Genomic DNA, 21,729 nt, shown 5'->3' with positions numbered 1-21,729 from the left:
CCCGGGTGCTCGGCATGGGCCGGCCGCCGGGCGGCACGGAACCCGTGCGCCCGGCGGCCGGTGGGGCGGTGCGGTCAGTGGCAGGAGCCGGTGCCGCTGTCGCTGTAGGACTGGCCGGCGACGGGGACGAACTGCCAGTCGTACGTGTTGGCGTGGAGGGTGAACTTGAGGACGCCGTAGGCGGAGCTGTTACGGGCCTCGCTGTTGGGCTGGATGGTGCCGAACGCGTAATGGCTGGCGCCGCCCATGCCGGCGACCCAGGTGCGCAGGCCGCGGGCGGTGTCCAGGGCGCCGCTCGGGTTCATCGGGGCGAAGCGCTCGTAGACGTGGTTGTGACCCCACAGCACGACGTCGGCGTTGTAGTCGTACAGCGCCTGGTAGAGCGGGCGGGTCGAGGTCGACGGGGCGTGGTTGGAGCTGGACGTGAAGAGCGGGTGGTGCCAGTAGGCCAAGGTGCACGGCTTGGTGCTGGCGGCCAGGTCGGTGCGCAGCCACTGCTCCTGCGCCGAGCCCGCGGACATGCTGATGTTCGAGTTCAGCGACACGATGTGCCAGTTGCCGAGGTCGAACGAGTAGTAGCCCCGCCCGGACGGGCCGGCGACGGAGCCGAAGTAGCTGTAGTACGCCGACGCGCCCGACGTGACGTAGTCGTGGTTGCCGGGGGACGGCCGGGTGCGGGCCTTGAAGCGCCCCCACGTCGGCTCGTAGTAGGAGTTGAACTCGCTCGCCGTGCCGCTGTCGTACACGTTGTCGCCGAGCGTGTAGACGGTGCCGGGGATGCTGTCGATCAGGGCCGCGGTGGCGCTGTCGCCCGAGCCGGAGTTGGCGATGTCGCCGGCGCCGACGAACACGGGGTCGCCCGAGGGCGGGGTCGTCGTACCGGTGGTGATCACGAGCTGCGGGGCGTCGGCGCCGCTCTCGCGCGAGTCGTAGTAGGCGCCGTCGGCGTTCGCGGAGCTGCCGCCGATGCTGAACGTGCCGTTGCCGGTCACGAGCGCCTTGACGTCGATCTCGTACCAGCCGTCCTTGGTGACGGCGCCGATCGTGCCCAGGGTGGCGCCGTCGATCGCGGGCTGGTTGTTCCAGGTCGTGCCCGTCTCGGACCACGTCGTGTTGCTCATGGCCTTGAACGTGCCGCCGGCCGGGCTGCCGTCGTTGCCGCTGATGGTGCGCAGGCGCAGCTTGGCGGCGGTGACCGTGCCGCTGACGCCCGACACCGTGAACCGCAGGAAGATGCGGCGCACCGGCGAGTTGTCCACGACGATCTGCGTGGCCGTGCCGTAGTTGGTGGACGCGGTGTCGCTCTGGACGTACGTGTCGGCGACGGGCGTGAACGTGGCCGTGGCGGCCGACGCGGGGGTCGCGGCGGCCACGACGACGGTGGCGGTGACGGCGACCAGCGCCGCGACCGTCACCATCGTCACCTGTGGGCGGGTGAGACGGATGCCCATCCAGAAACCCTTCTCTGGGCGTGTGCAGAAGCGCAAGGAACATAGGGACGCCGATGGGCCGCACCGGTACCGTCAGGTAAACATATAGCGAAATACTTCGATGTAAAGTCCTGTTCACGCGCCGCATGCCGGACCGCCGTCTCCGGGGCGTTGCGGGAAGATCCGCCGCCGTCGGACGATGGCGCACCGTGCCCGCAGGAGCCGCAGGAGAGGGGACCGCCAGGTGTACCTGTCGACCGTGACCAGCCCGGTCACCGCGCCGCCGGGCGGTGACCCGCGCCGCCGGCGGTTCGCGCTCGTCAGCGGCAACGTCGTCGCCCTCGGCGCGGTCAGCCTCATCACCGACGTGTCCGCCGAGATGGTCACCGCGGTCCTGCCCCTGTACCTCGTGCTCGGCCTGCACGTCAGCCCGCTCGCCTACGGCGTCGTGGACGGCGTCCACACCGGCGCGACCGCGGTCCTGCGCCTGGCCGGCGGGTTCGTCGCCGACCGGTTCCGCTCCCGCAAGCTGGTCGCCGGCTTCGGGTACGCGCTGTCCGCCGTCGCCAAGCTCGGCCTGCTCCTCGCCGGCCGGTCGGTGCCGGCGATCGGCGCCGTCATCGCCGTGGATCGGCTCGGCAAGGGCGTGCGGACCGCGCCCCGCGACGCGCTGATCACCGAGTCGACGCCGCCGGAGGCGCTGGGGCGGGCGTTCGGCGTGCACCGGACGATGGACAGCATCGGGGCGTTCCTCGGCCCGATCGTCGCGCTCGCCGTCCTCGCCGCCGCCGGCGAGTCCTACGACGCCGTCTTCGTCACCAGCTTCTGCGTCGCCGCCCTCGCCGTGGTGGTGCTGGTGCTGTTCGTACGGGAAACGAACGCGCCCCGGGCCCCCGAGCCGCCGGCCGCCGTCAGCGAGGCGCTCGGACTGCTGCGCGACGCGCCCGTCAGGCGGCTCGTCGCGGCCGCCTGCCTGCTCGGGCTCGCCACGATCGGCGACGGGTTCGTGTACCTGATGCTGCAGCGCCGCGAGGACCTCGGCCTGGTGTGGTTCCCGATGCTGGCGGTCGGCACCAGCCTGGCGTACCTGCTGCTCGCCGCGCCGCTGGGCATCCTCGCCGACCGGGTCGGCCGGCTGCCGGTGGTCCTCGGCGGCTACACCGCGCTGGGCCTGGCCTACCTGCTGCTCTTCGGCCCGGTCGGCGGGTGGCCGCTGCTCGTGCTGACCCTGACCCTGCACGGGCTGTTCTACGCCGCCACCGACGGGGTCCTCATCGCCCTCGCCGGGCCGGTGCTGCCGGCGCGGCTGCGCACCACCGGCATCGCGCTCGTCCAGACGGGGCAGGCACTCGCGTACCTGGTGTCGTCCGTCCTCTTCGGACTGGCGTGGCAGGCATGGGGCCCGCAGACCGCCAGCCGGGCCGCGGCCGCCGGTGTGGCGGTGGTCGTGGTCGCGACACTGCTGCTGCTGAGGAAGCGGGGACCGGAGCGATGACACAGCTGTCGAACAGGGCACGCATCGGCGTGCTCGCCGCCGCCGTCGTCGTGCTCGCGGGCGTCGCGGCGGGCTACACGGCGCTCGCCGCCGACCGTGCTGAACCCGCGGCCGGGCGCGCGGCCGCGACCGGGCCGGCCGCCACCGTCACGCTCACACCGGGTCCGCGCCTGCTCACGATCACCGACCGGCACCTCGCGACCGTGGACGCCGCGGACCCCACCGGTCCGCGGACGGTGTCCACAGTGGAGTGCCTGCGGGTGTACGCCGCCGCCGGCACGGGCGTGTGCCTGCGTCCGCAGACGGCGTGGGCGTACGAGGTGGTCGTCCTCGACGCCGAACTGCGCCCCCGGCAGGCCGTCGCCGTGCCCGGCCTGCCCAACCGGGCCAGGGTCTCGCCGTCGGGGCGGTTCGTGGCGTGGACCGTCTTCGTCGGCGGCGACTCGTACACCAGCAGCGGGTTCTCCACCCGCACCGGCATCCTCGACACCCGGACGGGCGCGACCGTCAGCTCGCTCGAGGAGCTTGCCGTCATCCACGAGGGCAAGCCCTACCGCAACGTCGACGTGAACTTCTGGGGCGTCACGTTCGCCGCCGACGACAACCGGTTCTACGCGACGATGTCGACGGGCGGCCGGCGGTACCTCGTCCGCGGGGACCTCGCCGCCCGCACCGTCGAGACCCTGCGCGACAACGTCGAGTGCCCCTCACTGTCGCCGGACGGCACCCGGATCGCGTTCAAGCAGGCGATCGACGCCGACCCGCAGCGCGGCTGGCGGCTGTCGGTGCTCGACCTCGCCACCATGCGGGTGACGCAGACCGCGGAGCAGGCGAGCGTCGACGACCAGGCGGCCTGGCTGGACGGGTCCACCCTGGGGTACACGCTGCGCCAGGACGACGGCCGCCCTGACGTCTGGTCGGTGCCCGCCGACGGCACGGGCGCCCCCCGGCTGCTGATCCCGGGCGCGGAGTCACCGGCGCCACTGGCCGCCTGAGTCCCGGTACCCACGGCCGCCGTCGCCGAGGTCGGGGGGTGGGCGGCCCACCTGGGCGACCGCCGGATGACCCAGCTGCGCGCGATCCTCACCGACCTGAGGGAGGTCACCGACCCGTACGCGTGACGCCGCCCGCGTCAGCCGGTCGTGGTGGTCGTCGTCGTGGTGGCGGTCGGCACGCCGTCGTCGCAGGTGACGGACATGCGGATGGTGACGTTGCCGCGCTTGAAGGTGACCTCCGCCGTGCTCGCCGGGCCGCCGTTGAAGGCCGCGACCTTGTGGCCGTCCGCCGGGTCGGGGGACGTCAGCCGCACGCGCCCGGCGCCGTCGCAGGCGGCGGTGACCGTGCCGCCGGCGGAGGAGAGCGTCTCCCGGCGCGGCGGGTCCGAGGTCGTCGGCGGGGGAGGCGGCCCGGTCGTGGGCGCCGGGTCGGTGCCATCGCCGCCGGAGCCGGTCGGGCCGGGTCCGGCCGTCGCGGCGGTGCCCGGGGTGCCGCCGGCACCGCTCGTGCCGCCGGGCCTGGCCGCGCCGGTGCCCGCGGGGCCCGTGCCGCCGGGCCTGGCCGCGCCGGTGCCCGCGGGGCCCGTGGCGGCGGGGGCCGCGGCGGACCGGGACGTCTCCCGCGACGGCAGGTCGCCGGACCGTCCCGAGGCGTCCGGCGGGGAGCCCAGCGCCGCCCAGGCCAGGATCGCCGCGACCGACACGGCGCCCACGCCCGCCGCCGCCGTCACCCGGGCGCGGGACTGCCGGGCCGGGGCGGGCGGGATGACCAGCGCCGACGGTTCGCCGTCCGCCGCGGGACCGTCCGCCGTCCCCAGGGCGAGCAGGGCCGGGGTGGACGGGACGACCTGCAGCCCGGCGGCCGCCGCGAGGGCCGCCGCCACCTCGGGCGCGTCGGGGCGCTGCGCCGGCTCCTTGCGCAGGCAGCGCAGGCACAGGTCGGCGATCTCCGGCGGGACACCCGGCGTCTCCGGCAGCGGCGTGGGCGGGACGTACACGTGCGCGGTCAGCACCTGCGTCGTGCTGTCCACGGTCCAGGGCAGGTGCCCGGCGAGCAGCTTGTAGAGGATCACGCCGAGCGCGTAGACGTCGGAGGCCGGCTCGATCGCGTCGTCGGTGAGCCGCTCCGGCGCCAGGTACGACGGCGTGCCCAGCACCTGGTCGGGCAGGTCGCCGTCGCCGCCGGGGCTGACGGAGGCGGCGATGCCGAAGTCGACGACCTTCGCGCCGCCCGGCGTCACGATCACGTTGGCGGGCTTGATGTCACGGTGCACGAGCGACGCGGCGTGCGCGGCGGTCAGCGCGGCGGCGATCTCGGCACAGATGCGGAAGGCGGCCTTCGGCTCGACCGGCCCCGCGGCGATCCGCTGCGCGAGGGTCGGGCCCGGGACCAGCTCCATCACGACATACGGGACGAGCTCGCCGTCGTCGGACGCCTCACCGTAGTCGTGGACCTGGGCGATGTTGGGGTGCGACAGGTTCGCCGCGGCCCTGGCCTCGGCGCGTATCCGCCGCAGCGAGTCGGGCTTCGCGGTGTGCGCCCCGTTGAGCATCTTGACCGCGACCGCCCGCCCCAGCACCTCGTCGGTCGCGGCCCACACCACCGCCATCCCGCCGCTGCCGAGCTGCTCCTCCAGGCGGTAGCGACCGCCCAGCACCCGCCCCTGCACCTCGAGCTGCCCCTCCGATCCGGTAGCGGTCCTCCGGCGGGCGTCTGGCTGCCTCTACGCATCGACGCCCACCGTGCAGCCGTATCCTGCCGTGAGCACCCCTCGCGACGCCAGTCACCCCTCGGCCGGTTCGTCCGGCACCCCGGTCAGAAGGCCTCGAGGCGCAGGTCAGACGGCCGGTGGCGGCACCTCATCGGCCGGTGGTGTCCGCGGCGGCGCGGACCGCGCCCGGCGGCACGCCGAAGGTCCGGCTGAAGGCCCGGGAGAACGCGGCCTCCGACGCGTAGCCGAAGCGGTGCGCCACCTGCGACAGCGGCTCCGGCGACTGCTGCAGATGGGTGTGGGCGAGCTGCATCCGCCACTGGGTCACGTACTGCATGACGGGCTCGCCGAGCAGCGCCGTGAACCGGGCGGAGAACGCCGAACGGGACATCGCCGCCTCGCGGGCCAGGGACTCCACGCTCCACGGCGCCTGCGGGGCCCGGTGCATCGCGGCGAGCGCCCGGCCGAGGTGCTCGTCGCGCAGCGCCGCGAGCCAGCCCTGGTGCGCCTCGGGCGCGGTGTCGAGCCAGCCGCGGATCGCCTGCACCACCAGGACGTCGGCGAGGCGGGTCAGCACCGTCTCGCCGCCGGGCCGCAGCGCGGTCGCCTCGGCGGCGATGAGCTGCAGGGTGCTGTGCAGCCAGCCGCCGTCGTCGTCCCATCCGTCGACGTGCAGCACCGGCGGCAGCTGCGCGACGAGCCGCCGGGCCGGGACGTGGTCGCAGCGCAGCACGCAGTAGGTGACCCGGGTCAGCGGGCCGCCGCCGCCGTGGTGCAGCAGCTCGTACCGCTCGCTGACCCGCTCGACCGGGATGTCGAACAGCGGCGTGGCCCGCGACTGACGGTGTCCACTGTGGACGCGGTGCGGGGTGCCGTGCGGGATCAGGGTCAGCCCGCGCGGCCGCAGCGTCCGCGGCGGCTCGCCGTCGACCTCGAGGACGGCCTCGCCGGCGGTGACCACGAGCAGCGCCATGAGCCCGTCCAGCGCGGGCACGGCGATGTCCCACGGCGCGGTCAGCTCCGAGCGGCAGTACAGCGTGCCGGTGAGCCGCAAGAGGTGCAGCGCCTCGCCGAGCGGGTCCCCGGCCGGCGGGAGGATCGTCGTCGTCACTCCGCCATCGTCCATGAGGCTGGACGATCTGCAAAGAGATCTGGTGTTCCTGTGATTCAGAATCTCGCCGGTACCGGCGAAGCTTGACCACATGAGCAACCTTGTCATCGGCTCGACCGGGAAGACCGGCCGCCGTATCCTGCGCCGCCTCACCGACCTGGGGCACCCCGTGCGCGGCGCCTCCCGCCGCAGCGACCCGCCGTTCGACTGGGAACGGCAGGAGACCTGGCCGGCCGTCCTGGACGGCGTCGACGCCGCGTACGTCTCCTACTACTCCGACCTCGCCGCCCCCGAGGCCCCCGCCACCGTGGAGGCGTTCGCGAAGGCGGCCGCGGCGGCCGGCGTCCGGCGGCTCGTGCTGCTGTCCGGCCGCGGCGAGCACCACGCCGAGAGCTGCGAGGACATCGTCCGGGAGTCCGGGCTCGGCTACACGCTCGTGCGGGCCTCGTGGTTCGCGCAGAACTTCGGTGAGGGCGAGCTGCGGCAGGGCGTCATGGACGGCGCCGTCGTCCTGGCCGCCGGCGACGTCGCCGAGCCGTTCGTGGACGTCGAGGACATCGCCGACGTGGCGGTCGCGGCGCTGCTCGACGAGCGGCACGACGGCCGCGTGTACGAGGTCACCGGCCCCCGGCTGCTCACCTTCGCCGAGGCGGCCGCGGAGATCGCGCTGGCGGCCGGCCGGCCGGTCACCTATGTGCCGGTCGGCGTCGAGGAGCTGCGGGCGGCGCTCGCCGGGCACCCGCAGGGCGACCTGTTCGCCGACCTGTGCGGCGAGGTGTTCGACGGGCGCAACGCCAGCCTCGGCACCGGCGTCCAGGACGCCCTCGGCCGGCCGCCGCGGGACTTCGCCGACTACTGCCGCGCCGCCGCGGCGGCTGGGGCCTGGCGGTGATCCGGCGGATCCTGCTGCTCGTCTCGGGTGCGGTGGCGGTCGCTGTCGGAGGTGCCGGCCTGTTCGCGCCGGTGGCCTTCCGCCGCCAGTACGGCATCAGCATCGGCGCCGACGCCAACCTCCTCAGCGAGACCAGGTCCGCCGGTGGGGCGGTGCTCGCCGTCGGGGTGCTGCTGCTGGTCGGCGCGTTCGTGGCGCGGCTCGCGTTCACGGCGGCGGTCGCAGGTGCCGTGTTCTACCTGGCGTACGCGGTGTCGCGCGGGGTGTCGGCGGCGCTGGACGGGGTGCCGGCGAGCGGCCTCGTCGTCGGCGGGATCGTCGAGCTGGCCCTCGGCCTGGCGTGCTGGTTCGCCGCCACCCGCCCGGCGCCGGGCCTTCACCTGGGCGCGGGCCACTCCAGGTCGGGGTCGACGGGCGCCGCGTAGTCGACGCCGGGCACGTCGAAGCCGTACAGGCCGCGGAACTGGGCGCGGAACCAGTCGACGTCGGCGACCTCGGCGATCGTCTCCGGGGTGATCGCGTGCCAGCGCTCCGCGACCGCGGCCTGCACGGCGGGGTCCAGCTCCCACCGGTCCAACCGCAGCCGGCCCTGCTCGTCCAGGTCGAGCGGGGCCGCACCGGTCAGCTGGTCCCACAGCCGCACCGACTGCTCGACCGGCGACTGGAGCGCGTCGCCGAGCACGGCGCGCAGGACGCTCACGTACAGGGCGATGCCCGGGATCGCGGTCGACGCCTGCGTGACGGCCGCACCGTTGACCGACGTCAGCGCCCGGCCGCCGGACCCGGCGAGCCGCTCGTCGAGCTCCTTGGCGGTCTTCTCCAGGTGCAGCTTCGCCGCGCCGATCGTGCCGTCGCGGTAGATCGCCGAGGTGAGGCCGGATCCGATGTACGACAGGGCGACCGTGCGGAACCCGTCGCGCAGCAGCCCCCGGTCCTGCAGCGCGGTGACCCAGCGGGACCAGTCCTCGCCGCCCATCACCTGGACCGTGTCGGCCGCCTCCTGCTCGCCGGCGGGGGCGGCGGTCACGTCCCGCAGGGCCGGTGTGCCGTCGGCGTCGAACTCGAGCGTCCTCGTGGTGTGCGCCTCGCCGAGCGGCTTGATGACCGACTGGAATGTGGTCCCGGTCCGCGGGTCCGTCCGTCGCGGCGCGGCCACGCTGTACACCAGGACATCGACCTGACCGAACCGCTTCTGCAGCAGGTCGAGGACCTCGTCCTTGGTGGTGTCGGCGAACGCGTCGGCGTTGACGAACGTGAAGTCGCTGCCCACCTCCGCGGCGACGGCGTCGGTGGCGATCGTGCGGTACCAGCCGGCGGTCGCGGTGCGCCGGCCCGGCGGCCGCTCGAACGCGACGCCGACGCCCTGCACGCCGTGCCGGACCAGGCCCGCCAGGGTGGCGGCGAGGCCGTAGCCGGCGCTGGACCCGATGATGAGCGCGGTGAGCTTCGACGGCTGCCGCTCCGGCGCCGGGATCTGGGCGACCATGTCGGTGACGCTGCGGAAGCAGCCGGCGGGGTGCGCGTCGAGCAGCAGGAACCCTCGTCCGGTGGGACTGACGACACGTACGGCCACGACTGCTCCCTCGATCATCCGGCGGTGCGGTCACATCCTGTCATGCCGTCGCCGTCGAGTGCTTCGTGGCGTTGACACATACCGTCACCCCACGCATGCGGGGTCTAGGGCAGCGGCGACGGCACGACGATCGAGCCGATGGAGGCGTCGCTGAGGCCGCAGTACAGGCGGACGGCGCCGCCGTCGAGGACCTCCATCGAGCCGGGGAAGACGACGTCGGTCAGGTCGGCGCGTTTCGGCGGGGCGGGCGGGAAGTCGGCGCGCATCGCGATGACCGTCGGCGCGGTCGTCGTGCAGGCGGCGGGGTCGATGGTCCACCAGGCGCCGGCGTACTCCTGCGGGCCCCCCTCCTCGCCGACGGCGACGTGACCGAGGACGCCGATGTGGTCGCCGAGGTCGTACAGCTCGTTGACGCCGAGCTTGGTGTCCTCGGCGACCTGGTCCTGGAAGATGTGCGCCTTGGCGATGAGCTCCGCCGACAGCTGCGTGTAGTCGTCGGCGAGGATGAAGCTCACCCGGCCGCGGCCGGCGGTGCCACCCTGCGGGCGGCCGCACACGGCGAGGCCGTCGCGGCGCTGCAGCAGCCGGATGTCCTTCATGCCCGGCACCTCGAGGAACGGCCGGGCAGGGTCGAGCCGCTCGACGTCCGGCGCGGCGTAGAAGCGGGTGACGACACCCGGCGGATCGGTGCGGTAGTCCAGCGAGACCACGCCGAGGACCAGGACCGGCGAGCCGTCGGGGGCCAGGACCCAGGCGGCGAACGGGTCCTCCGCCGCCGTGAACACCGGCGTGCCGGGCGCCTCCTGCCAGCCGCCGCCGGTGCGCTCGTAGAAGCGGACCTCGGGGTCCCACGACGACTCGTCGCGCCAGTAGCTGCCGGGCGACTCGACCCGCACCGCGAGCAGCGTCCGGCCGTCCTGCCGCACCAGGCAGGGGTTGTACGCGAGGCGGTCGCCGACGCCCGGGATCGGCTCGGCGACCCCGGTCGGGCGGCCGGGGCGGCGCAGGTGGGCGGCGACGAGGTCGCGGTACCCGGCGGGAGGCAACGTCACACAAAGCACCGTAACGCCGCGGCCGGGCGTGGACGGCGGGAAACGGGGTGAACGTCGGGAGCGGCGACACCCTCCACGCCCGATCGGCCGCGGTGCGCGCCCGGCATTAAGCTTCGGTGATGGCACACGACGGGGCGCGGCACGGGACCGCGCCGGCCACGGCGGACGGTGCAGCCGGCACCGTGGCCGCCGCCGTGCGGGAGCTGCTGGCGGCCGTGCCGGTCGGGTGCTCGTGGCTGCTGCCGCTGACCGACGAGGACGGTGAGGTCGCCGACTTCCTCGTCGCGGCGGTGAGCGGCCGGGGCGCGGACATCTACGGCCGCGGTCTCGATCGGGTGGGGGAGCGGATCAGCGACCTGTACCCGAGCATGGTCGGCGGACCGTTGTGGGATCTGTACCTGCGGGTGCTCGCCGACGGCGTGGCCGCCGAGCTGCCCGACTTCCGGTATGCGGTGCGCCGGGCCGGGATCGTGGCCGACTCGCTGTTCGAGGTGAGCGTCGAGCCGGTGCTCGGCGGGCTGCTGGTGTGGTGGCGGCGCACCGACGAGGCCCGCCGCCGGCTGGAGCACACCGAGCTGCTCGGCAGCCTCGGCTGGGCCGAGTATGACCTGATCACCGGGCGCAGCGAGTGGTCGCCGGGGATGTTCCGGATCTTCGGGCGGGATCCGGCGCTGGGGCCGATGACGCGGGCGGAGCAGGCCGCGGCGCTGCTGCCCGACGACCGCGGGGTGAGCGAGACCGCCTGGCAGACCCTGGACAGCGGCGCCGCGTCCGACGTGACCGTCCGGTTCCGGACCGCGGACACGGTGAAGTACCTGCGGATCCTGTCCGACGTCGCCCGCGACGCCGACGGCAGCCCGTTGAAGATCTGCGCCGTCGTGCAGGACGTCACCGCCCGCGAGGACACCCGCACCGCGATGGAGCGGCTCAGCGACCAGCTGCGCACCCGCGAGATGACGGCGCTCGCCGAGCACCGGCTCGCCGCGCAGCTGCAGAACCTGATCCAGCCGGTGCCGCCGGAGCCGTTTCCCCTGGCCGGGCTGCAGGCCGTGGTCAGCTACCTGCCCGCGGAGAGCGCCGTGCAGGTCGGCGGCGACTGGTACCACGCGCAGACCCAGCCGGACGGGCACGTGGTGCTCGCGGTCGGCGACGTCGCCGGGCACGGGCTGGACGCCGCCAACGGCATGGCGCACCTGCGCTTCTCGCTGGTGGCGTGGCTGTCCATCGGCATCCTCGACCCCGGCACGCTGCTCGCCCACATGAACCAGCTGTCCCTGCAGCTCGGCATCACCGGCACGGCGGCGATCGGGGTGTACGACCCGGCCACCCGGACCCTGTCGTGGGCGCGGGCCGGGCACATGCCGCCGCTGCTGGCCCGGGCCGGGGTGACCACGGAGCTGGACCGGCCCGCGGGCCTGCTGCTCGGCGCCGGCCGGGACGCCGTCTATCCGGTCGTCGCGGCGGCACTGCGCGCCGACGACCTCGTGTTCTTCTACACCGACGGCCTGATCGAGCGCCGGTCCACCGACAGCGACGTGATGCTCGGCCGCGTCAAGGAGGCCTTGTCCACCGTCTCCGCCGAGGCGGGGCCCGAGCGGCTGACCCGGCTCCGCGGCCTGCTGCACTACGCCAGCCCCGACGACGACACCTGCACCCTGGCGGTGTGCGTCCAGCCCTGACCAGGGGACCGGGACGGGTCGAGCATCGCGGCGCCGCTACAGGTGGAGGCGGAGGCGGACGGTGGTGCCGTCGGGGCCGCTGATCGTCTCGACCCGGTCGCAGATCTGCTCGACGATCGCCAGCCCACGGCCGCGGGGCGCGTCCGCCGCCGGCATCGGCCGCGGGAACGTCCGGGGCGGGCCCTGGTCCACGACGTCGCAGTAGAGCTGCCCGTCGCCGGCCCAGAGGCTGACCCGGCCGCCGCCGGTCGTGTGCTGCAGCGTGTTGGTCGCCAGCTCGTTGACGGCGAGCATCAGCAGCTCCGTGCGGGCCTGCGACATGCCCGCCGCGAGGGCCTGGGTCCGCACGAACGCCCGCACCGACCCGAGGTCCGCGGCCGTGCTGTACTCCAACGACAGAGGCGCCATGCCGCCACTTCCGCTCCGCTCCGGCACCGTCATGCCGCCGACTCCGCCGGTGGGGCCAGCAGAGCGCCGACACCGGTCATCTCCAGGACGTGGGCGACCACGCCGGCGGCGTTGACCGCCAGCAGCGTGCGGCCCTGCCGCTGGGCGGCGTGGTAGCCGGCGACCAGCGCGTGCACCCCGCTGGAGTCGATGAACCGCAGGCCGGCCAGGTCGACGACGACCAGCGGCGCGAGGTCGACGGCCGCCAGCAGCACCGCCGTCAGCTCGTCGCGGGAGGTCAGGTCGCACTCACCGGCCAGGGACACGACGGCCCGGCCGTCCGTCACGGACGTCTTCGCTTCGAACAGCGCCATCGACTTCAGCACCCTTCACCACGGACCCGGCACCCATCATGGCACCCGCGACCGGGCGGCACGTCATCAGCCGACCGCCCGACCCGCCAGGAGGACAGGGCGACCGCGAGGTCGTCGGCGCTCACCACGGGTGGGTGAGACACGGCCCGGGCACCCCGGCGAGCCTTGAAGCTGCTGCAGCAGCCGGAGGCTCAGGAGGGATGCACACATGGCACGCGCTGTGGGAATCGACCTCGGCACCACCAACTCCGTGATCGCCGCGTTCGAAGGTGGCCGCCCCACCGTGCTGCCCAGCGAGGAGGGCAGCAGGACGACGCCGTCCGTGGTCGCGTACACCGGCACCGGCGAGCGGCTCGTCGGGCAGCTCGCGCGCCGGCAGGCAGTGCTCAACCCCAAGGGCACGATCTACTCCGCGAAGCGCTTCATCGGCCGCCGCTTCGACGAGATCAGCGAGGAGGCGCGCGGCGTCACCTACGACGTGGTCCAGGGCCCCGACGGCATGGTGCGCTTCGACGTGCGCGACAAGCAGCTGTCGCCGGAGGAGGTGTCCGCGCAGATCCTGCGCAAGCTCGCCGACGACGCCGCCAAGCACCTCGGCGAGAAGGTGACCGAGGCGGTCGTCACGGTCCCGGCGTACTTCAACGACGCGCAGCGGCAGGCGACCAAGGACGCGGGGAAGATCGCCGGGCTGAACGTGCTGCGGATCATCAACGAGCCGACGGCGGCCGCCCTCGCGTACGGGCTGGACAAGCAGGGGCACGAGACGGTCCTCGTGTTCGACCTCGGCGGCGGCACGTTCGACGTCAGCATCCTCGACGTCGGCGACGGGGTCGTGGAGGTCCGGGCGACGTCCGGCGACACCCACCTCGGCGGCGACAACTTCGACCACCGGCTGGTGGAGCACATCGCCGACCAGTTCCAGCGGGAACAGGGCATCGACGTGCGCACCGACCCGCAGGCGCTGCAGCGGCTCACCGAGGCCGCCGAGCGCGCGAAGATCGAGCTGTCGTCGGTGACGCAGACCCAGGTGAACCTGCCGTTCATCACCGCCGACGCGTCCGGCCCGAAGCACCTGACGATGACGCTCACCCGGGCCACGTTCGAGGAGCTGACCCACGACCTGCTCGAACGCACCATGGAGCCGGTCCGGCAGGCGATGCAGGACGCGAAGGCCGGCGCCGGCGACCTCGACGAGGTGATCCTCGTCGGCGGTGCGACCCGCATGCCGGCGGTGCAGGCCCTCGTCCGCCGGCTCACCGGCGGCAAGGACCCCAACATGTCGGTGAACCCGGACGAGGTCGTCGCGCTCGGCGCCGCCATCCAGGCGGGCGTGCTCAAGGGTGAGGTGCAGGACGTGGTCCTGCTCGACGTGACGCCGCTGTCGCTGGGCGTGGAGACGCTCGGCGGGCTCATGACGAAGGTCATCGAGCGGAACACGACGATCCCGGCCCGGCGCGCCGAGACGTTCTCCACCGCCGACGACAACCAGCCGGCCGTCGACGTGGTCGCGCTGCAGGGCGAGCGGGAGCGCGCCGCCGACAACCGGGTCCTCGGCCGGATGCGGCTGGAGAACATCCGGCCCGCGCCGCGCGGCACTCCGCAGATCGAGGTCACGTTCGACGTCGACGCCAACGGCATCCTCAACGTGTCGGCGAAGGACCGGGACACCGGCGCCGAGCAGCAGATCACCATCACCGAGAGCGGGACCCTCGACGCCGCCGAGGTCGACCGGATGGTCCGCGAGGCCGAGGAGCACCGGGCCGAGGACCGGCAGATCCGGGAGCGGATCGACGCCTCCAACGAGCTCGACAGCGTCGCGTACCAGCTGGAACGCGGCCTGCAGGACCACGGCGACGTGCCGGAGCACGAGCGGGCCCGCGCCACGATGCTCATCGAGGACGCCCGCCGGGCGGTGCGGGAACAGGAGCCGGCGCCCCGCATGCGGCAGCTCACCGAGGACCTGCGCCAGATGACCCTGGCGCTGGGCAGCCGGTCCGCCCGGCCGACCCAGCCCCAACCCCAGCCCGGCGGCGCGGCACCACACGACGCCGACGACGTCATCGACGCCGACTTCAACACGGGCTCATGAGCGGGCCGGCGCGGAGCTCCAGGTCAGGGCGGCGCCGGAGCGTGGCGGAGGTCAGGTCATGACCCAGGAGCACGAGGTCGCGGAGCTCACCGAACGGTGGCAGCGGGCCGCGGCGGACGTGGAGAACACCCGCAAGTGGGCCGAGCGTCAGACGGCGCGGCAGCGGCAGGAGGAGCGGATCGCGATCTCCTCGGCGTGGCTGCCCGTCCTGGACAACCTCGACCTGGCGCTGCGGCACGGCGACGCCGACCCCCGCACGATCGTCGAAGGCGTGGAAGGCGTCCGCGAGCAGGCCCTCGCCGTGCTCGCCGGTTTCGGGTTCACGCCGTTCGGCGAGGTCGGTGAGGCGTTCGACCCGGTGCGGCACGAGGCGGCCGAGGTCGTGCGCGACAGCGACGCGCCGCCCGGGACCGTCGTGCGGGTGCTGCGGCCGGGGTACGGGGACGGCGAGCGGCTGCTGCGGCCGGCCGTCGTCGCGGTGAGCGCGCCGGTGGTGCTGGGCGACAGGGGAAACGGGCACGACGGTGAGTGAGCGTCGCGACCCCTACCAGGTGCTCGGCGTGACCAGGCACGCGACACCGGAGGAGATTCAGCGCGCGTACCGGACCCTGGCCCGCCGGCAGCACCCGGACATCAACAAGGAGCCCGGCGCCGAGGAGCGCTTCAAGGAGATCAACGAGGCGTACCACGTGCTGTCCGACCCCGAACGCCGCGCCCGCCACGACAAGGCCGGGCGTGAGCGGGCGCGGCCACGCGGCGTACAGACCGTCGACATCGACGACCTGTTCAGCAGCATGTTCGGCGGCCGGTACGGCACGGGGCCCGACACCGAGGCGCACATCACGGTCGGCGTCGAGGAGGCGTTCCGCGGCGGGCGCCGCACGGTGACCCTGCCGGACGCCGACGGCCGCCCCCGGCGCTACGACGTCAACATCCCCGTCGGCGTCGTCGACGGCCAGCGGATCCGCCTCGCCGGCCAGGGTGGTCCCGGCATATCCGGTGGCCCGCCCGGCGACCTGTATCTCGTCGTCAGCCTCGCGCCGCACCCCCGGTTCCGCGTCCAGGGCCGTGACGTGGTGCTCGACCTGCCGGTCGCGCCGTGGGAGGCGGCCATCGGCGCGCGGGTGCCGCTCGACGCCCCCGGCGGGCCGGTCCGCGTGGACGTGCCGGCCGGCACGTCGTCCGGGCGGCGGCTGCGGCTGCGCGGGCAGGGGCTGCCCAATCCGCGCGGCCGCCCCGGCGACCTGTACGCCGAGGTGCGGATCATGGTGCCGGCGACGCTGACCGCGCGGGAGCGTCATCTGTTCGAGGAGCTCGGGAAGGTGTCGGCGTACGACCCACGGGGCCGCTGAACGGGCGCCGACGTGCGGGATCGCGTACGGTGCTGCTGTGATCGGCTCGGACGGATACCCGGCGACCAGAGTGTGGGACCGGTGGAGCAGCACCAGGTGGTTCGCCTCGGTGCTGATCGCGATGGTGGTGCTCGTCATGTGCGGCGCGGCCGTCGGCGCGGGGGTGCTGAGTCACACCGCGGCGGTGTCCAACCGGCTCAGCGACCGGATCTCCCCGGCCCGCACCGCGGTCGTCGAGCTGACCGCCGCCCTCGTCGACCAGGAGACCGGCGTCCGCGGCTTCCTGCTCAGCGGCGACGAGCGGTTCCTGGAGCCGTACGCGCGGGGCGTCGACGGCGAGCGGGCCCTCCTGGCCCGCATCCGGCAGCTGCTCGCCGCCGAGCCCGTCGCCCTCGCCGACCTCGACCGCGCCGAGGCGCAGGCCCGCGAGTGGCGGAGCACCGTCGCGGACCCGGCGGTCGAGGCCCGCCGCCGCGGCAGCGACCCGGCGGCCGCGGTCGACACCGTGCTCGCCGGCAAGGCCGCCTTCGACGCGGTCCGGGCCCGGGTCGCGACCCTGGACAAGGACCTCGCCGCCATCCGGGATCAGGCCCGCGCGGACCTCGACGCGGCCCGCCGGCTGCGCGACGGCGTGTTCATCGGGATGATCGGGTTCCTGCTGCTGTTCATCGTCGCGATCGCGGTGCTGCTGCGCGTGGTGGTGCTGCGCCCCCTCGACCGGCTCAGCGCCGGCGTGCGGCGGGTCGCCGGCGGCGACTTCGACCACCGGCTCGCCGCGGCCGGGCCGGCCGACCTGGCCCGGCTGACCGGCGACGTGGAGACGATGCGCCAGCGGGTCGTCGACGCGCTCGTGGACAGCCAGCGGGCCCGGGCGAAGCTGGAGCAGCAGCAGCTCGAGCTGCACCGCTCCAACGCCGACCTGGAGCAGTTCGCCTACGTCGCGTCGCACGACCTGCAGGAGCCGCTGCGCAAGGTCGCCTCGTTCTGCCAGATGCTGCAGCGCCGCTACAGCGACCAGCTCGACGACAAGGCCCGGCAGTACATCGCCTTCGCCGTCGACGGCGCGACCCGGATGCAGCGGCTCATCACGGACCTGCTGACCTTCTCGCGCATCGGCCGCGTGTACGACGACACCCGCTCCGTCGACCTCGACGACGTGGTCGCGCAGGCGGAGGCGAACCTCGCGGGTGCGATCGCCGACCGCGGTGCCCGGATCGAGCGGCCGCCGCTGCCGACCGTGCCGGGCGACGTGACCCTGCTGACGATGCTGTGGCAGAACCTCATCAGCAACGCCATCAAGTTCCGCCACCCGGACCGGGACCCGGTGGTGCGGGTGGCGGTCGGCGAGGCCGGCGCCATGTGGCAGTTCAGCGTCGAGGACAACGGCATCGGCATCGACCCGAAGTACGCGGACAAGATCTTCGTCATCTTCCAGCGGCTGCACTCGCGGGAGACCTATTCCGGCACGGGGATCGGGCTGGCGATCTGCAAGAAGGTGGTCGAGTTCCACGGCGGCGAGATCCGCCTCGACGACACGTACCGCGACGGCGCCCGCTTCGTGTTCACCCTGCCCCGCGTGTCGGCGGCCACCGATGACCTTGACGCCGCCGGCGAACCGGAGGCGCTGGCCGTGCACTGATGCGGGACTAGCACGGTGGGTAGCGCCATACAATCGTTCCGTAATGTGGCGAAGTATCGGATTCGACGGGAGTGTCGGAGCGGCCCGTGCCGCCGCCGGCCTGTTCCTGCTCGCCGGGGTGCTCGCCATGCTCGGTGTGGCCCAGCCGAACAGCCGCGGCCGTGACCTGGTCGTCGTCGCCGTCGCCGACTTCTGCATCGCCGCTGTCGCGTGGTGGGCACCGTGGCAGCGGCTGCACTCGAGAGCGACCGTGACGCTCGCGCTCGCGGGGCTGGTGGTGCTGGCGTTCTCGACGTGGGCGTTCGGCGGGACCGCCGCCGGCACCGGCCCGTTCTTCGTCCTGCTGTTCGCGTGGGTCGGGCTGCACCATCCGCCGTGGATCGCGTACGCGCTGTCGCCGCTGACCGCCGCCGCCTACGTCGCGCCGCTGATCGCCACGCGCCAGCCGCCCGAGGTCGTCGGCAGCGCCGTGGTGTTCGTGCCGGTGGTGACCGCCGTCGCGGTGCTCATCGCGGGGCGGGTCCGGCAGTGGCGGCGGGCTCAGGACGAGGTCGCCGCCGCCGAGCGGTGGCGGGCGTCGCTCATGCTGACCCTGGCGCACGACGTACGATCGCCGCTGACCGCGGTGCAGGGCGCGCTGGAACTGCTCGACGAGGACGCCGGCCTGCCGCCGGAGCGCCGGGCCCGGCTGACCGCCGCCGCGCTGCGCCAGGTCGCCCGGATCGCGCGGCTGGCCAGCGGGCTGCTCGACGTCGGCCGGGTCGAGGACGGCGTGCTCAAGCTGGACCTGCGCCCCGTCCCGGTGCACGCCGCGGTCACGGACGCGGTCGCGCTCACCCCGCATGCCGTCGTCGACGTCGACGTCGACCCCGGTCTGACGATCGTCGCCGACCCCGACCGCCTGGAGCAGATGCTGGTCAACCTGATCGGCAACGCCATGCGGCACGGCGCCGCCCCGATCTGCGTGGACGCCTCGTCGGCCGGCGGGACCACGACGATCGCGGTCCGCGACCACGGCCCGGGGGTGCCGCAGGACGCCGTGAGCGCGTTGTTCAGCCGGTACGGTGGGGGAGCCGCGCCGCAGTCCGTCGGCCTCGGCCTGTGGATCGTGCGCGAGCTGGCCCGGGCGCACGGCGGCGACCTCACCTACGAGCCCGCCCACCCCGGCGCCCGCTTCGTCATCACCCTGCCCGCCCCGCCTTGACCCCGCCGGATCAGCCGATCTGCTGGTCAGAGGGGACGCGGGACCGCGCCGTGATGCGGGCGGACCGCGCGATGGGCAGGGTGAAGGACAGCCTGGCGCCGCCACCCGGGTTGTCGTTGGCGGTGATGGTGCCGCCGTGCCGCTCGACGACCCGCTGGCAGATGGCGAGCCCGAGGCCGGTGCCGGCGTAGTCCGCGGTGCGGTGCGCGCGGTGGAAACCGGTGAAGATCGCGTCGTGCTCACCCTCCGGGATGCCGATGCCGCGGTCGGCGACGTCGACCCGGACCCACCCGGCGCCGTGCGGCGTCGCGCAGATGTCGACCCGCGCCGGCTGCCCCGGCGGCGTGTACTTCAGCGCGTTGCCGATCAGGTTGTCGAGCAGCTGCCGCAGCAGCGCCGGATCCGCGTGTACCGACGGCATGGCGCCGACGAAGATCTGCGGCGGCGGGCTGGTCTGGTCGACGGCCTGCGCCGCGAGCCGCTCGGTGACCACGTCGTCGACGACGGCGCGCAGGTCGAGGTCCCGCGCGTCCAGCACGGCGTCGCGGGCCGCGGCGTAGCCGAGCAGGTCGTCGATCAGCCGGCGCATCCGTGCCGTCGTCGCCAGGGTCCGGTCCAGCACCGTCCGCTCCTCGCGGTGCTCCTGCCCGCACAGCCGGTCGCCGAGCGACTCGCGGACGAACTCGGTGAACCCGCCGATCGCCGTCAGCGGGCTGCGCAGGTCGTGGGCGACGACGCCGGCGAACGCGGTCAGCTCGGCCTCCCGCTGCCGCAGCGCCGTGATCGTGTACCACGACGCGACCGCCCCCATGATCCGCCCCTCCCGGTCCCGCAGCGGCCGGGCGTGCATCATCACCACCTGCTGGTGCCCGTCGGCCTGGGTCACGTGCGCCTCGACCCCGTCGACCCGCTGGCCGCGCAGCGCCACGAGCAGCGGCAGGTCGTGCTCGGCGAACGGGGTGCCGTCCGGGTGCGCCATCCGGACCCGGCGGCTGCTCTCGACCGCCGGCAGCGGCACCCCGGCGCCGGCGTCCACCCCCGGGATCGCGGCGCGCGCCGCCCGGTTGGTGTGCACCAGCATGCCGTCGGCGTCGCAGGTGATGACGGTGACGTCCAGGGCGTCCAGGACCTGCCGCAGGTACGCGCGCTCGGTGGCGAGCTCGTCCCGCGCGGCCCGCAGCCCCGCCTCCGCCGCCTCCCGCAGTGCCAGCTCCTCGCGCATCGCGGTGTTCGCCTCCGCGATCGCCCGGTCCGCGGCGGCGCGGGCCGTGACGTCGTGGAACACCGCGACCGCGCCGGCCCGGCCGGCGCCGCCGCGCAGCGGCCGCGCCGACACGGTGATGACGATCCCGTCCGGGTTGCCGTCGTTGCGGATCACCATCGGCACCTGGTCGCTGGCCTCCCCGGCAAGGGCCCGGGTGAGCGGCAGGTCGCCGGTGGGGAACGGTGTGACGCCGTCGGGCCGGAAGATCCCGTAGTGCGCCTGCCACGTGTCGGCACCGTCCTGGCTGTCCTCCGCCACCCCGAGCAGTGCTTTGGCGGCCGGGTTGTGCAGCAGGAACCGCCCGTGCTCGTCGACCACCCCGACGCCGTCGCTGACGCTGTCGACCACCGCGGTGAGCAGCGCCGCATGGTCGCGGGCCGCCGCCTCGGTGTGCCGCAGGCGCGCCGTCGCGGCCGCGACCCGGGCGTCCGCCCTGGCCCGCCCGGTGCCGAGCACGAACGTCAACGCGGCCAGCAGGCCGCCGAGGCCGATCCCCGCGGCCGTCATCGCGATCGGGAACGGGCCCGCGCCCGGCAGGTCCGCGGCGACGACGCTGATCCGCAGCCGCCAGTGCGCCTGCGCCACCGCGACGTCGACGGTCCGGTGCTCGGTCCGGCGCCGGTCGGAATCGGCGCGGACCGCGGCTACGGTGCCCTCGGTGCCGTCGGCGTCACGGGCCGTCAGCGTCACGTCCGCGCTGTTCTGGGTGCTGCGCCGCACCGCGGCGGCCATGAAGTCCTGCCCCCGCAGCCCCATCAGCACCCAGCCGAGGAACGGCCGCTCCCCGTCCGGGCCCGCCGCCGGCGGCGGGCCGGGCGTGCCGTAGACCGGGGCCGTCAGCACGAACGACTTCTGCCGCTGGTCCGCCGGCAGGTTCTGGTCGCGGATCAGCAGGTACGTGTCGGACACCGTGACCCGGCCGGACCGCCGGGCGTCGGCGAGGGCCCGCGTCGGCGCCGTCGCCTGCGTGACGTCGACGCCCAGCCCTCCGGCGGTGGTGCCGTCGAACGGCTCGCTGAAGACCGAGAAGATGTGGCCGGGGCCCGGCCCGACCGGGGTGAGCGTCAGGCCCGGCACCCCGCGCTCCCGCCACAGCGCCTGCACCCCGCCGATCTCCCCGTCGTCGGCGGGCACCATGAACGCGATGGAGGTGGCACCCGCCAGGCCCATGTGCCGCAGCGGGTCGACGGCCCGGGCGAACTTCTGCGCGGTCAGCGGCTCGAACGCGCCGGCCGCCGCCGCCACGGTGCGCAGGGTGTCGACGTACCGCCCGGTCTCGTGGACGACGGCCGCGGCGACCGAGCTGACCTTGCGGTCCAGGGCCTGCGTCATCGCCCGGTGCTGCACACCCTCCAGCGCCACCCCGGCGCTGACCGCCATCGCCGCGGTGAGGACCGCGACGAGGGTGGCGAGGGCCCCGGCGCGCGACACCGCCCGCCCGGCCTGCCGCAGGACGGACCACACAACCGCTTATCGGAGGG

18 protein-coding genes are annotated in these 21,729 nt (G+C 74.4%); 10 read left to right on the top strand and 8 right to left on the bottom strand.

The window, feature by feature from the left end:
• Window positions 1-74: 74 nt before the first annotated feature.
• Window positions 75-1,451 (bottom strand): DNRLRE domain-containing protein, encoded by a 1,377-nt coding sequence (locus ACFY3L_RS16150; RefSeq protein WP_389323541.1) that lies wholly within the window; start codon window positions 1,449-1,451, stop codon window positions 75-77.
• 223 nt (window positions 1,452-1,674) lie between these two features.
• Between ACFY3L_RS16150 and ACFY3L_RS16145 the strand changes: the two genes are divergently transcribed.
• Window positions 1,675-2,925 carry an MFS transporter gene (locus ACFY3L_RS16145; RefSeq protein ID WP_389323538.1) on the top strand — a complete coding sequence of 417 codons (1,251 nt, stop codon included), beginning with the start codon at window positions 1,675-1,677 and terminating at the stop codon, window positions 2,923-2,925.
• The gene (locus ACFY3L_RS16140; protein WP_389323535.1) at window positions 2,922-3,920 is read left to right on the top strand and encodes a TolB family protein; all 999 of its coding nucleotides are present in this window, start codon (window positions 2,922-2,924) and stop codon (window positions 3,918-3,920) included. The genes ACFY3L_RS16145 and ACFY3L_RS16140 overlap by 4 nt, the downstream gene beginning before the upstream one ends.
• A gap of 137 nt (window positions 3,921-4,057) precedes the next feature.
• Here the strand turns inward: ACFY3L_RS16140 and ACFY3L_RS16135 are convergent, their stop codons facing one another.
• Both ACFY3L_RS16135 and ACFY3L_RS16130 read right to left on the bottom strand, forming a co-directional pair.
• Window positions 4,058-5,578, bottom strand: coding sequence for a serine/threonine-protein kinase (locus ACFY3L_RS16135; RefSeq protein ID WP_389323532.1), 1,521 nt, complete (start codon window positions 5,576-5,578; stop codon window positions 4,058-4,060).
• A gap of 202 nt (window positions 5,579-5,780) precedes the next feature.
• Entirely contained in the window at window positions 5,781-6,743 is a 963-nt protein-coding gene (locus tag ACFY3L_RS16130; RefSeq protein WP_389323529.1) for an AraC family transcriptional regulator, read from the bottom strand.
• A 91-nt stretch (window positions 6,744-6,834) separates the two neighbouring features.
• On the opposite strand from ACFY3L_RS16130, the gene ACFY3L_RS16125 reads away from it, so the two are divergent.
• Both ACFY3L_RS16125 and ACFY3L_RS16120 read left to right on the top strand, forming a co-directional pair.
• Window positions 6,835-7,635, top strand: coding sequence for an NAD(P)H-binding protein (locus tag ACFY3L_RS16125; protein ID WP_389323526.1), 801 nt, complete (start codon window positions 6,835-6,837; stop codon window positions 7,633-7,635).
• Window positions 7,632-8,060, top strand: a complete 429-nt coding sequence (locus tag ACFY3L_RS16120) for a DUF4345 family protein (protein WP_389323523.1) — start codon at window positions 7,632-7,634, stop codon at window positions 8,058-8,060. Before ACFY3L_RS16125 ends, ACFY3L_RS16120 begins: the two co-directional genes overlap by 4 nt.
• On the opposite strand, the gene fabV is transcribed toward ACFY3L_RS16120, so the two are convergent.
• Complete coding sequence (gene fabV, locus ACFY3L_RS16115) at window positions 8,012-9,208, bottom strand: enoyl-[acyl-carrier-protein] reductase FabV (RefSeq protein ID WP_389323520.1); 1,197 nt, start codon at window positions 9,206-9,208, stop codon at window positions 8,012-8,014. The two genes, ACFY3L_RS16120 and fabV, sit on opposite strands and share 49 nt — an antisense overlap.
• 104 nt (window positions 9,209-9,312) lie before the next feature.
• Window positions 9,313-10,260 carry a DUF1861 family protein gene (locus ACFY3L_RS16110; protein ID WP_389323517.1) on the bottom strand — a complete coding sequence of 316 codons (948 nt, stop codon included), beginning with the start codon at window positions 10,258-10,260 and terminating at the stop codon, window positions 9,313-9,315.
• Between the two features lie 119 nt (window positions 10,261-10,379).
• Here ACFY3L_RS16110 and ACFY3L_RS16105 point away from each other — a divergent pair, with 119 nt between their 5' ends.
• The gene (locus tag ACFY3L_RS16105; RefSeq protein WP_389323514.1) at window positions 10,380-11,939 is read left to right on the top strand and encodes a PP2C family protein-serine/threonine phosphatase; all 1,560 of its coding nucleotides are present in this window, start codon (window positions 10,380-10,382) and stop codon (window positions 11,937-11,939) included.
• Between the two features lie 36 nt (window positions 11,940-11,975).
• Here ACFY3L_RS16105 and ACFY3L_RS16100 read toward each other — a convergent pair whose 3' ends face one another.
• Window positions 11,976-12,347 (bottom strand): ATP-binding protein, encoded by a 372-nt coding sequence (locus ACFY3L_RS16100; RefSeq protein ID WP_389323511.1) that lies wholly within the window; start codon window positions 12,345-12,347, stop codon window positions 11,976-11,978.
• Window positions 12,348-12,376: 29 nt separating this feature from the next.
• Window positions 12,377-12,700: an STAS domain-containing protein gene (locus ACFY3L_RS16095; RefSeq protein WP_389323508.1), complete on the bottom strand. Its 324-nt coding sequence runs from the start codon at window positions 12,698-12,700 to the stop codon at window positions 12,377-12,379.
• A gap of 208 nt (window positions 12,701-12,908) precedes the next feature.
• Between ACFY3L_RS16095 and dnaK the strand changes: the two genes are divergently transcribed.
• From dnaK to ACFY3L_RS16070, 5 genes are read left to right on the top strand one after another with little or no spacing between them, the layout of a single operon-like run.
• Window positions 12,909-14,789, top strand: a complete 1,881-nt coding sequence (dnaK, locus tag ACFY3L_RS16090) for a molecular chaperone DnaK (protein ID WP_389323505.1) — start codon at window positions 12,909-12,911, stop codon at window positions 14,787-14,789.
• A 58-nt stretch (window positions 14,790-14,847) separates the two neighbouring features.
• Window positions 14,848-15,321: a nucleotide exchange factor GrpE gene (locus ACFY3L_RS16085; RefSeq protein WP_389323502.1), complete on the top strand. Its 474-nt coding sequence runs from the start codon at window positions 14,848-14,850 to the stop codon at window positions 15,319-15,321.
• Window positions 15,314-16,141 (top strand): DnaJ C-terminal domain-containing protein, encoded by an 828-nt coding sequence (locus ACFY3L_RS16080; protein WP_389323499.1) that lies wholly within the window; start codon window positions 15,314-15,316, stop codon window positions 16,139-16,141. Before ACFY3L_RS16085 ends, ACFY3L_RS16080 begins: the two co-directional genes overlap by 8 nt.
• A gap of 37 nt (window positions 16,142-16,178) precedes the next feature.
• Window positions 16,179-17,780, top strand: coding sequence for a CHASE3 domain-containing protein (locus ACFY3L_RS16075; RefSeq protein WP_389323496.1), 1,602 nt, complete (start codon window positions 16,179-16,181; stop codon window positions 17,778-17,780).
• Window positions 17,781-17,823: 43 nt separating this feature from the next.
• Window positions 17,824-18,984: a sensor histidine kinase gene (locus tag ACFY3L_RS16070; RefSeq protein WP_389323493.1), complete on the top strand. Its 1,161-nt coding sequence runs from the start codon at window positions 17,824-17,826 to the stop codon at window positions 18,982-18,984.
• A 10-nt stretch (window positions 18,985-18,994) separates the two neighbouring features.
• Here ACFY3L_RS16070 and ACFY3L_RS16065 read toward each other — a convergent pair whose 3' ends face one another.
• Complete coding sequence (locus tag ACFY3L_RS16065; RefSeq protein ID WP_389323490.1) at window positions 18,995-21,712, bottom strand: ATP-binding protein; 2,718 nt, start codon at window positions 21,710-21,712, stop codon at window positions 18,995-18,997.
• Window positions 21,713-21,729 lie beyond the last annotated feature (17 nt).

It is taken from the genome of Dactylosporangium sp. NPDC000521 (genome assembly GCF_042898305.1).
Classification (GTDB): Bacteria; Actinomycetota; Actinomycetes; order Mycobacteriales; family Micromonosporaceae; genus Dactylosporangium.
The sequence above is the reverse complement of the archived record's forward strand: the minus strand, read 5'-3'. Positions and strand labels throughout refer to the sequence as shown.